Here is a 13,145-nt window from a genome sequence, read left to right on the forward strand (position 1 = left end):
TAGAATTAAAATGCACCCATTTGCATGAAATCTACGCCCTCAATTGGAGTGGATCCATATTGTGGTAGCAATTTGCCCGTTAAAGTCAATTTAAAGCAATCTGTACCATCCTGCGGAGAATATGATCCAAGCTTTTTTGGCTGGTCAATTACCAATTCCAAATCTTTAATTCCATCTGCCGGAAAGCTGGAACAGGTACTGCAATTTGAAACCGTACCGCTATAAGGAGCTGCCACATCTCGTATAGTTGTCGTTTTAATAGGCAAGCCGTTTAGCTCAAGGCTTGAACGGTCTATTTGATTCACATTAAATGTCCCCGTACCCAGAATGGCCGCTTTCTGAGTGCCCGGATAATCAAACGATTGTTTATTAGGGCAGCTAACGGGTTTGAAGTCAAATGGAACATTAATTATATTGGCTGGTGCTGCTCCTTTTGGGAGATTGAATACCACGGCAACAAGGTTCAGCTTATCCGTCATCTGAGAATAATTCAGCAATGTTAAACGTATGGGATGTATTCCCTGACGGAGGTATGCTGACACTTCTATGGGTACTATATCATAACGCACTGACATGGGTGTAACTTCCCCAGGAACCGAACGCCCTCTAAAAAGGTTACGCAAATTCGCGCCGCCGTTTACTTGTACTATGCCCTCTTCTGCATCCTGACCGTCAGCCACATGCATTGAAATATTAACTTTTCCCGATGTGTAGTTTACTCCAGGTAAAACCACATCCCAACCCTTAAGATCCAGGGCTGCTTTAGGATTGAGCGGGTATCTCCGAAATGTTTTAAAATTTGAATCGTTTCCGTTGAATAAAACAATGTCCCGATTATTGTTACTATTCCCATCTTGATAGAACAGAATCAATGAGGCTCCGTCAGCATTTAACCGTCCAAATTCTCGTATTTTAAAAGTTCGCCCAATTGTTTCTTTTACTCGATCTGTTACATCCAAGCGATAGGTGAGGGATTGAACTTGAACAGGAAAAGGAGGATAGTCTGGTCCATCATTTATACTTGTTACACCGATACACGTTCCTCTGAAGTTGTCTTCATCAAAATATATAACATCCCCAACGTTCTTTGTCTCTGTTACCCGGGATTCACCGTGCCAATAGAGATACGCTTTAGTGACACTAGATAAAGGAAAAGTTCCTGTAACTCTAATTTCTCCAGCGCCATCGGTCAATCCTCCGGTTCCTACTGATAAGTAATCTGTATTATATACCGTAGTAAACCGGGTCATGGATCCGGGAAAGTCATCAGTAGCAAGGCTAACCTGGTTCTGTGTTGTTGCGGAAACTGCGCCTGATTCGGTAGTAACTTGATCCGTGGTTTTTTTACAGCCCAAAATTAAGATCCCTGACAGGATCAGGACGGTTAGCTGCTTAGTAAATGGGTTGGTTTTCATAATAATTATAATTGGTTATTTTTCTTACTGAGTATCAATTGTTGAATCCCTATTGCTGTTTTATTATCAATACATACAAGACACCAAACTCATTATCAGGGGTTAAAAGAAATTTAAAATTTTTTCAAAGATTAGTTTAGGAGTAGAATTGATAAAAAAAAGTGTTTTTCTAAGTCTTGATTTGTCAAAACAAAATCTACACCTTCAATATAGGCCTCCCAAACGGCTTAATAATTTCTTAACGGTTTAATAACAAGTTGTGATAGTACTTTCCTACCCTCTTTGGTACTTATAGCTGAATAAAGGGATTATGGTAAACAGGACTAAAGGCTACCTTCAGTATTTAATTGATAAGGTTGAGGAAAATACAATTTCAGCAGGCGAAAAGAAACTGCTAGACGATTACATGCAATATGAATATGATCAGGCTGAATGGGATGCAGCAAAAATGGGTTCCAAAGAAAAAGTCTCTGCCTCTATATATCAGCAGATCTCTACACCCACTCAACATAAGAAATCAGTACGCCAATACTATAAATACGCTATCGCCGCAAGCATAGCATTGTTGGTGTGTTTAGGAATTGAACTAAAACTCCAAAGCAGTGCAAGCAAAATCTATAGCCTGAGTACCTCATCTTCCTTAGACTCGGTAGTGTTAAACGATGGCTCCACGGTTTATCTGGCAGCTCATTCCATCTTAAATTACCCTGCTCAATTTGAAGGTCAAACCAGAGAGGTTTCCTTAATTAAAGGGAATGCCTTTTTTAAAGTAACGAAAGACCCGGCACATCCATTTATTATTACCTCCGGTAACATCAAAACGAAGGTCCTGGGCACATCCTTCCATATCAGTTTGGAAAAGGACAGAAGCAGCGTGACTGTAGTTACCGGACTTGTACATGTTTCCTCCAAAAAGCAGGTGGTCATTTTAAAGCCTAATGAAGAAGTGGTCGCCACAAAAGCAGGATTCAAAAAGCTGAAAGTAACCGATACCTATCTGTATCACTGGTATGAAAAAGACATCGAGTTAAATAATGTATCGCTGGACAAAGTATTTACCCTGCTAAAATTCAAGTATGGCATTCAGTTTAATCCTGAAAATAAACGGATCCTGGACACCAGGCTAACCCTCTACATCAAAGGCGATTTACCGCTCCAAAAGATCTTAAGTCAAATTAATTATATCACAAACTTAAAATTCAAAACATATGAAAACAGCGTAGTCGTAAATGAATAAAAAAACCGCCGTTGCTTCGAACAACCGCGGCATAATTAAACATAATAATATATAAAAATGAATCATAAAATTACTCAAATAATTCTAAAAAGCCTCTGCCTTTTAGTGGTCCTTTTTCTGGTAATACCAACCGGACAGGCAACAACACCAGTCAGTAAGTCTTATAATGAATCGGCAAATGCCACATTAGTAAGCATTTTTACCCGGCTAAGCAAGCAAACCAACTATAAATTCAGTTATAGTGAAGCAGTTATCAAGGACAAAAACACCTATGTACTCACAGACTCAAAAGTGTTTGAAGTTGTACTAAAAGATCTCGCTCAAAAGGCAGGATTTACTTACTCAATTGTTGATCATCAGGTATTAATTAACAAGGAAAACAAAACTCAATCGCAATTAAGCTCCCGTCAACAAGCCATAAAAGGAACTGTACTGGACGAAACAGGACAACCACTTCCCGGTGCTACAGTGAAAGAATCAGGCACAAAAAACGGAGTGGTAACCAATGTTAATGGACAATTTACCATCAACGCATCGCTTGGAAAAACATTAGAGGTATCATTCCTTGGTTATAAAACTAAAACAATAACCATCGATGCCAATACCTTAAAGATTCAACTGGAAGCAGATGCAGCCAGTCTGAATGAAGTAATGGTAGTGGGTTATGGAAAGCAAATCAAACGCGACGTAACCGGTTCAGTGACACAGCTTAGTGAAACTAACTTCAGACAAGGTGTTGTTGTTTCCGCAGATAATCTATTACAAGGTAAAGTTGCCGGAGTACGGGTTATTGGTGGCAGTGGCGAACCGGGAGGAGGTGTCGACGTAATGATCAGAGGAGTAGGTTCAATCAGAAGCGGAAGTACACCCCTTTTCGTAGTTGATGGAGTACCATTGGCGAATGATGAAGTTAGTCCGGGAGGACAAGATGTAGGTTTTGGTTCTTCCAGAGCAAAAAATCCACTTAACTTTTTAAATACCAGTGATATCGAGTCGATCACCGTTCTAAAAGATGCCTCTGCCGCAGCCATATATGGAGCCAGAGGATCAAACGGAGTAGTTATCGTGACCACTAAAAAAGGAAGAAAAGGCGACGCAACTTTTACTGCCGACTCTTACTTTGGTTTATCAACCGTAGCGCATAAATTAGATGTACTTACAGCAGATGAATACAGAAGTGCAACCACTGACGTGGCCTTTGATCACGGTGGCAATACCGATTGGCAGGATGTTATATACAGACAAGCAAAAACAACAAACAATTCCCTGGCGTTTTCCAAACAAACTACATCAGGCAATTACTACGCCTCTGTAGCCAATATGGATCAGGAAGGGATCGTTCATAACAGCGGTTTTAAACGAACTTCAGGAAGAATCAACGCTTCCGAATCCTTCTTAGATAACCAACGTTTGAAGATCGGGATGAACCTAACCGCCAGTGAAACAAAAGACGATGGCGTTCCAACCAGTGATGACGGAGGTTCTAACGGACAGCTGATCATTCATACCTTAATGTCAAACCCAACCCGTAACGTTTTTGATGAAGAAGGCAAGTACACCAACTTCAATATGAACGCACATTACAATCCTGCTTACCTGCTAAGTGTTTACAACGATAATACACGCACATTACGGGCACTTGGTAATATGGACGTTTCATTCCGCATCTTAAAGGGCCTGGAATATAAACTGAACGTAGGGATTGACCGATCAACGGCAGAAAGGAACACGACTATTTATCCGAATCTAACGGACATAAGTACAACCGGACGTTATGTGCAGTATAATCTGGATTCAAAAAATTCTCTTTTAGAGCATTATTTAAATTACAACCTGCTGGCTAACAAACATAAAGTGGAGCTTCTTGCCGGATTTTCTTATCAAAAGTTTGAACGCTCAGGTACCAGCTTTAGCCTGATGGGAATAAGCCCTGCCAGTGCAGGAGTTAAACCCGAAAACAATCCTAACTTTTCAGGCACTCAAAATGGTGTAACCGGATTTGCACAGGAAAACGAATTGCAATCATTTTTTACCAGAGCTAATTACTCGTATAACAATAAGTACCTGTTAACCGCTTCCTTGCGTGCAGATGGTTCTACCCGTTTTGGTGATAATAATAAATATGGCTTATTTCCTTCTTTTGCATTGGGATGGAACCTTGCAGAAGAGAACTTCTTAAAAGATTATGGTGTCGTTCAGGACCTGAAGCTAAGGGCTAGTTGGGGAGAAACAGGAAACCAGGAAGTTCAGAATAAATTAACTAAAGCAAGTTATGCGCTTTCAGGTGCCGACGGTTATTATCTGAATGATGATCTGGCCTTAGTAAATGGGATTTCTGTAACCAGAACGCCAAACCCAGATTTGAAATGGGAAGTTGTTACCCAATACAACGTAGGTCTGGACTTTGAGCTTTTCAGTGGAAAACTCTATGGAACATTAGATTATTTCAATAAGACTACAACTGACGCTATCTTGAATATCCCATCACAAGTTTTAAGTCCTACACCTAACGTATGGGTAAACATCGATGGCAAGATTGTGAATAAAGGTTTTGAATTTATGCTCGGAACCCGATTAGTGAACAAAGAGAACTTTTCATGGTCTATAGACGCTAACGGAGCAACACTTTCCAATAAGATTGAAAAGCTTCCTATCTCCGAAATCTTATCTGGTACGATCTCCGGACCTGGTCAATCAGGCGTATATGCCAACATCTATAAAAGTGGCTATGCCGCAGGATCCTTTTATCTGCTGGAGCATATTGGCTTTGATGAAAAAGGTGGCAATATTTTCATGGATAAAAATGGTGACGGTGTGATCAATGCCAGTGACCGGAGTATCATTGAAGGTGCTATCCCTAAATTTACCTATGGTGTGAATAACCAGATGACCTTTAAGGATTTTGATTTTTCATTCTCAGTGATCGGACAAACTGGAGGTTATTTAGTCAATAATACAGGTTTAAACGCATTGAATATCAATAACCTGGCTTCCGACAGAAATGTAGCTTCCGGTTATTACGAATCAGGCGCAAATCCTACAAATTCACCTATACTATCCACCCTGTTCTTAGAAAAGTCTGATTTTATAAGACTTAACTCTGTACGTCTGGGTTATAACTTTAAGATTAACAGTCTGAAATGGCTTCAAGGTTTAGGCCTTTATGTTACAGGTCAAAACTTATTAACCATTACCAATTACACTGGTTATGACCCTTTGATCAACAGTCCTAAATCAAGTGGAGGTAATCAGTCTCTGGGGATCGATTACGCCAGTTACCCATCTTCCAGGACGTTTATTTTCGGAGCAACAATAAAATTATAAAAATGAAAAGGAATAACATATTTAGAATTAAAAATATTCTGGTTTTGTTAACAGTGCTGTGTTTTACAGGTTGCACAAAATTAGATGAAGTAGTATTGGATGAAGTACTAGGAGCAGACGCATCAAATCCCGCAGGAGCATTAGCAGCAGCTTATGACCGTTTAGGCGACAGAACCTTTGTCGATAACGGATGCGTATTTTCCTTACAGGAATATACAACAGACGAAGCCATGCTCCCTACCCGTGGAAGTGACTGGGGTGATGGAGGCAAGTGGCGCTCCATGCATGAATTTACCTGGGCAGCCGATAATTCAATAGTTACCGATAACTGGAATCTGCTTACCAATGGCATCACCAGATCGTTAACAGCTATTAACGCCATAAGCAACAGTGACCTTGCAGAGAAAACATTATATCTCGCAGAAGCAAAAGGCCTGTTAGCCTACTATACATTCTCAACGCTGGATTTATTCAACCAGTCACCTTACAGGGATCCAAGTGATCCAAAAGCGCCTCTTGAAATCAAACAGGCCCCAACTGCTATAGACGAACTGATCGTTGAAGTGGAAGGCTTAATACCCGATCTGGCCAAGCTCGGCGAGCAATCTACCCATAATGGAAGGTTTACTAAAGAAGCCGCCTATGGATTGCTTGCAAACATGTATTTAAACCGTGCGGTATTTAAAAACAGATATGCAGCGACGTTTAACTTTACAGAAGCAGCAGTAAGTGGCAGCGAGACTGATATGGATAAAGTGATCTATTATACCACTTTATTGATCAACAACCCTAAGTTTAAGTTGAACACGAATTACTTTGACAACTTTGCCATTACGAACTCAGGTGGATCAGAGTTGATCTTTGCCATCGTTCAAAAGATCGATAATGTCCGGAATGGAGATAATGATTTCGCCTATACCTGTATGGAGCGTAATCAAAGAGCATCACCAGCAAATCGTGGAACGAATGCATCCTGTACCACACCCGAATTTTATTACAGTTGGAATGGTCATCACGAAGATCCCCGATTTACGAGAAATTACCAGTACAGTGACGGAACCTGGTTCATGAACAATGCCGTGGGAAGCGTTCCAGCAACCTCTATCGTTGCGAATAGTAATAATCTTCCTTGGTTTCATTTCAACAGAGGCATGATAGCCGGTCCGCAATACGGACCTAAATTAACAGCAGCAGGAGGGTTTGAAATGACTTCAGATGGCCGGATCAAAGTTTCGGAGCTATATATGGAAAAAAGCAGCACCACAAAAATGGACTTTACACCTGAGCTGAACTTTGATATTCCGGGACAGTCTGTATTTGCTCAAAACCAAATCAACCAGGGCGTGCGCGTATTCAAGTATGAATTTGATCCTGAAGAAGGCAATGGCTCGAGTAATGTAGATATTCCTTTATTCCGTTTAGGAGGGATTTATACCATGAGGGCAGAAGCCAACTTCCGTAAGGGACTAACTGCTGCTGCATTGGCGGATATCAATATCCTGCGTACTTCAAGAACAAGAGAATCCTTATATGCCAATGCTCCTGGAGTAGCATTGGCATCTCTTGATGAAGCTACCCTTTATAGGGAAATTGGTTTTGAATTATACTGGGAAATGTACAGGAGACAACAGATGATCCGTTTTGGAAAGTTTGACTTAGCGTATACCGCCAAGCCTGTTTCTGATCCGTTTAGAAGGGTTTTCCCTATTCCACAGACGACTATTGATGTAACGAAGGATTTCGTACAGAATAAGGGGTATTAAGTCAAGTTTTAAAATAGCACTCAAATAATTTAAAAGCCTGCAAACTTAACGGTTAGCAGGCTTTTTTTGCATTAAGTATAACTATATCTATTTACTGCAAAGCAAATAATGTAAATCAAAATCTCACTCGTCCTTCAAACGATTTTACCAGTTATCCATCTGGCGTGTCAGAATTTGAAAGCTGCGGCTTTAAAGCGTATTACATTGACGGCTTTAAAGCGCCTTTTGTTAAACAATCTAATGTTCGTATAGGACTTGAACTAGGCGAAGTTATCGATATGAAAGTGAACGGAACTACGTACTGCCTGCCTCAACTTGTCGGCCGTCTAGATCTACCATCAATTTATTAATCCTAACCTAACATAAACTTCAATTGCCGGAAATATCTTTGAAGAATTCTATCTACCATTTACTATATGATTGAATTATCTGATAAAGAACTGCTTTTGCGTTTATCTTTAGGAGATGAGCAAGCCTTCAAGACACTATTTGACAGATATTGGAAGAGCCTTTTTACCTTCGTGTACCGTTTTACCAAAAACGAAACTGAAACCAAAGATATAATACAGGACGTTTTCCTTTATGTTTGGAATAATAAAGACACCATCTATGTCAAGGATTCCTTATTGCCTTATTTGAAGACAGTAGCCAGGAATAACGTCATGACCGCATTTCGTAAAGACAAGATCAGGCTGGAGGGTGTGGATATACTCGTAGAAAGAATAGAGACATATACCGCCAGTGATGACCAGCTGCTCTATAAAGAAGCTAAAAAAACAGTTGACTCTGAGTTATCAAAAATGCATTTCAATATGAGGTCGTGTTTCCAGCTTAGCCGGTTTGAAGATAAATCTATCCGGGAGATCTCAAAAGAACTGCAACTCTCTGAGCAAACCGTCCGGAATAATATCTCTGAAGCTTTGCGCAGGTTACGGATCTGTATACATCACAGTTCATCCATCAATCTATACCTTCTCCTGGCTTTTATGATGTTTAAAAGTTAATATAACGTTAACCTGTTCTTAAAGTACATTTTAGCTTCTCAAACGCTAATGCTTATGTATGAAGAGCAAAAAATCTCAATTAGTAAAAAGGCTTTTTGAGCAATATCAGGATCGTTCGATTCCCCAACATCAGAAAGAGATCATCGATGAATGGTTTGAAAACCATAAAAGCGAAGGGAACGAAGATATTTTTGATCAACCTGAAACGGAAGAGCTGATCTACCAGGAATTAAGTCTGCGTATAATGGATTCTATAAAACCTACACCGGTACACCGCATGTGGCCGATTCCGCTATGGATCCAGGTGGCTTGCTCCATATGCGCGATTTTTCTAATCGCTGGCCTGTATTTTTATACAAAAAACACTTCAGCAACCCGTATTGAGGAAACAATGAATGCGGTAACTACGAAAAACGGAGAGGTTAAGCAGATCACACTCGACGATGGCACGCATATCTGGCTCAATTCAGCTACCCTGATAAGGGTTCCTGCATCTTTTAAAAAATCAAAAAATAGAATCGTTTATCTGGACAAAGGAGAAGCCTTTTTTGACGTAAAACATGATCCTGCCCATCCATTTAGTGTTGTTTCCGGCAATTTAGAAACCAAAGATATTGGCACCTCTTTTTCCATAAGAGCATACCATCCTGATCGGGAGTACCGGGTTGGAGTAGCTTCAGGGATCGTAGATGTTTATTCCATAGACGGCTCCGGTAAACGGAGTCCGCTGAGTAGAGGGATCTCCCAAGGGCAGGTATTACTTTACAAGCCAATAAGTAAGAAAGTAACGCTGACTGAAAAGAACCTTGCGCTTATGAACAGCTGGAAAACAGACGGCTCAATATACTTCGATGCCATGAACCTCGTGCAGATAGGCGAGGAACTCGAACGTCATTTCAATATTAAAGTGATTATATCCGATCCTGAACTCGACACAAATACCTATAACATCAAACTGGATAACCTCAGCCTGAATGAGATGCTGCAACAGCTGACGGCGATAACAAGCTTCAGCTACAAGCTGGAAAATACTAGTTTAACCATTCACCCTTCAAATAAAACGAAAATGAAATAAAGGAAAGATACAAAATAGCCGGAAGTGCGGGAACACTTCCGACTATAAAACCTGGGCTGTAGCAGCCTGGCTTATTCAATTAACTCTACAAAAATTAATTAATTAACTAAATATGCAGTTTTTTATTCATTTATTAAAAAAGGGTAACAAAAGAAATTCTTTTAACCTCTTCTTATTTATTTTCTTATTGCTAGCTGCAATAGGTAATACGACTTACGCGCAATCCACGGATGCGTCAATATCCGGACAGGTAAAAGATGATAAAGGTGATCCTCTGCCTGGAGTTAACATTTCTATTCAGAACTCTTCAAATGGATTTCGTTCTTCAAGTACAACCAATGTGGAAGGCAGATATAGCTTTCGACAATTGCCTTTAGGCAGGCAATATTTTGTTGAGGCATCTTACATTGGATTTAACAAACAAGTAAAAAATGGATTATCAATTAACCAGGGCGACCGACTCATTGTTGATATTACCATGTCCGGAAATGCGACAGGTTTAAATGAAGTCGTAGTACAAGGTACTGTTTTAAGTAGCCGGAATGATCGTCTTGGTGGAAGTACATCCATCAATGCACGTACCATTCAGCAGATTCCAGCGCTAAACCGGAACTTTACAAGTCTCCTTTCCTTAGCGCCAACTGCTAATGGTGGTTCAGTAAGCGGCCAGTTGCCCTCATCTACCAATTATCTGATTGATGGTACCAGTGCGCGTAGCAACTTAACATCAGGTGCAGTGGGTAGTGGACCTTACTCTTTATCACTCGAAGCCATTCGTGAGTTTGAAGTATCAACCAACATTTATGATGTATCTCAGGGACGTGCCGGTGGTGGTACTGTAAGCGCGGTAACCAAATCAGGAACCAATACCTTTACCGGATCGGCATTTGATTATTACCGTTCGGATGATCTAGCGAGTCCTTATGATATCCGTGGAAATAAACGTGTGCAAAACTTCACTACCAATCAGTATGGTTTTAGTTTAGGAGGCCCAATTATAAAGGATAAATTATTCTTCTTTACTGCGTTTGACCGTCAAAATCAGGCAGCACCTTTTAACATTGCGGATATCCGTTCTGATGAAGATGCCATATCGTTGCGGATCAGCAAAGGTATGCTGGATAGTGTAATCCAGATCGGACGTGATAAATATGGATTAAGCAGTAGTGCTCAGGTTGGCGAATTTCCTAGAAATACGGTCGCTAATACTTTTTTTGCTCGTATTGACTGGCAGATCAACGACAAAAATCGCTTAACAATCAGAAACAACTATAGCGACTGGAACAATCCCAATAGTACCGATGATAACTCAAACATCAACTTATTTGAGGTATACGGCGATTTCAAATCCAGGGAAAATACAACACTAGCATCATTGCGTACGCAGTTTAGTCCTAATTTTCTGAATGAGCTGAAGGTACAATACCAGAGTGCCAAACGTGATTATTTACCCAACAGCCAATTGCCAGTTGAAAATATTCCTCGTGCTATTGTAACGGTAAGATCAACTTTGCCGAACGGTACATTAGGGAGCACCTCCGTTCAACTAGGTGGTCAGCGTTTTACTCCGGAGAGTGATCTGGAAAACCAACTGCAACTGGTCAATACGAGTTATCTAACCAAAGGTAAATACAACTTTACATTTGGTACGGATAACACCTTAACCTACCTGGATACCTATATTTCTAATGAGCAAAATGGAAGGTTCATTTTTAACAGCATAGAAGAGTTTAATGACTTAAACCCCACCCGGTTTGTCCGTGAAGTACCTATTGACGGGATCCCTTCTGTACAACAGTACGTTTTGAACCTTTCTGCTTTTGGTCAGGTACAATTTGAACCGGTATCAAATGTAAGTGCTAGTTTTGGACTCCGTTGGGATTTAACCAGCTATCTGACTAAAGGAGAATACAATCCGGTTGTGGAAAGTACTTTAGGATTAAGAACAGATGCAAATCCTACAGACTGGAATAATTTTCAACCAAGAGTACAGTTTTCATGGGATGTCAAAGGTAAAAAGACCGATATCATCCGCCTGGGTGGAGGGATCTTCTCTTCAAATCCCATTAACTATGCACAGGTTAATAATATCCAAAACACCGGAACTAAGGTAGCGTCCATCGATGTTACGCGTCCGAACACGGGTATAAACCTGGTCCCTGTACCTGATTTTCCCGCGTATCGTGTAGATCCATCTACGGCACCTGGTTTAATTGCTGGAGCACCTACGGTGTCTACTATCAATTTAAATGACCCTAATCTTCAGATCCCCTCCATTTATAAGGCCAATTTAAGCTATAACCATCTCTTTGGCGACTGGTTGCGTTTAGGTATTAACCTTTTGGTTAGCCATACGAGTAATAACTATGTTTACCTTGATCGGAATATGGTTGATCAGCCGTATTTTACTCTTGCCAATGAGGCAAATCGTGGTGTATTTGTTCCAGCGAATACCATTTCAACATCTGGTGTTACCAACAACGTGCAAGGCAGAAAAACACAGTCAGTGGGTCGTACCCTGGAGTTAACAAATGGTGCTAAACTCAATCAAAAAGCCTTTGTTTTCGATGGTGACTACCGTTATTATAAAGATGGATTCTTATCGTTCAGTTATACCTGGAATGATACGAAGGACAATACCTCTTACAATGGAAACGTAGCCAATACCTCTACTTTCCGTCCTATAAAATCAGACCCAAGGGATTTAACTGAAATAAATTATTCCGATAATCAGTTCAGAAATAAGCTGGTTTTATATGGATCAACACCAACATTTAAAGGATTCTCTTTCAGTGGCCGGTTTACAGGTAGCGGTGGTACACGCTTTTCCCTGACCGTTGACTCAGACATAAATGGTGACTTCGTAGGTGGACCAAGTACAGATAATGACCTGGCCTTTGTTTTTGACCCGAACGATCCAAACACCAATGCAGATGTCAAAGCCTCTATGGAAAAAGTGCTGAGTAATCCAGATAATCGCGCTAAAAAGTATCTTCAAAACAGTTTGGGTAAAATTGCAGATCGTAACGGTGGAAGCAACCCTTTTTCAGGCACGTTTGATGTACGTCTTTCCAAAAGCATTAAAACGTACGGAAGTCAGGCACTTACCATCACTGCCGATGTATTCAACTTTGCCAATTTGCTAAACAAGCACAAGGGAGTCAATTATAACCTGGGACAACAAACGCTGTATACAGTGACCGGTTTTAACCAGGCTACCCAACAGTACAACTATCGTGTAAATGAGAACGTAGGGGTAACCACTGCAAATGGTACACCTTATCAAATTCAATTAGGTGCACGGTATTCATTTTAATAAACAAATTT

At 40.4% G+C, this 13,145-nt stretch carries 7 protein-coding genes; 6 read left to right on the forward strand and 1 reads right to left on the reverse strand.

What is annotated here, in order from left to right:
- Positions 1-5: 5 nt before the first annotated feature.
- Positions 6-1,415 carry a hypothetical protein gene (locus ADIARSV_RS13975; RefSeq protein WP_016196224.1) on the reverse strand — a complete coding sequence of 470 codons (1,410 nt, stop codon included), beginning with the start codon at positions 1,413-1,415 and terminating at the stop codon, positions 6-8.
- 310 nt (positions 1,416-1,725) lie between these two features.
- On the opposite strand from ADIARSV_RS13975, the gene ADIARSV_RS13980 reads away from it, so the two are divergent.
- From ADIARSV_RS13980 to ADIARSV_RS14005, 6 genes are all read left to right on the forward strand, one after another.
- The gene (locus tag ADIARSV_RS13980; protein ID WP_016196225.1) at positions 1,726-2,652 is read left to right on the forward strand and encodes a FecR family protein; all 927 of its coding nucleotides are present in this window, start codon (positions 1,726-1,728) and stop codon (positions 2,650-2,652) included.
- A gap of 57 nt (positions 2,653-2,709) precedes the next feature.
- Positions 2,710-5,976, forward strand: a complete 3,267-nt coding sequence (locus ADIARSV_RS13985; RefSeq protein WP_040300127.1) for a SusC/RagA family TonB-linked outer membrane protein — start codon at positions 2,710-2,712, stop codon at positions 5,974-5,976.
- A 2-nt stretch (positions 5,977-5,978) separates the two neighbouring features.
- Complete coding sequence (locus ADIARSV_RS13990; RefSeq protein WP_016196227.1) at positions 5,979-7,739, forward strand: RagB/SusD family nutrient uptake outer membrane protein; 1,761 nt, start codon at positions 5,979-5,981, stop codon at positions 7,737-7,739.
- A 416-nt stretch (positions 7,740-8,155) separates the two neighbouring features.
- Positions 8,156-8,743, forward strand: coding sequence for an RNA polymerase sigma factor (locus ADIARSV_RS13995; protein WP_016196228.1), 588 nt, complete (start codon positions 8,156-8,158; stop codon positions 8,741-8,743).
- 58 nt (positions 8,744-8,801) lie between these two features.
- Positions 8,802-9,818, forward strand: a complete 1,017-nt coding sequence (locus tag ADIARSV_RS20715) for a FecR family protein (RefSeq protein ID WP_016196229.1) — start codon at positions 8,802-8,804, stop codon at positions 9,816-9,818.
- Between the two features lie 112 nt (positions 9,819-9,930).
- Positions 9,931-13,134: a TonB-dependent receptor gene (locus ADIARSV_RS14005; RefSeq protein WP_016196230.1), complete on the forward strand. Its 3,204-nt coding sequence runs from the start codon at positions 9,931-9,933 to the stop codon at positions 13,132-13,134.
- The last annotated feature ends 11 nt before the right edge of the window (positions 13,135-13,145 follow it).

This window comes from Arcticibacter svalbardensis MN12-7 (genome assembly GCF_000403135.1).
In the GTDB taxonomy this organism is placed as follows: Bacteria; Bacteroidota; Bacteroidia; order Sphingobacteriales; family Sphingobacteriaceae; genus Arcticibacter; species Arcticibacter svalbardensis.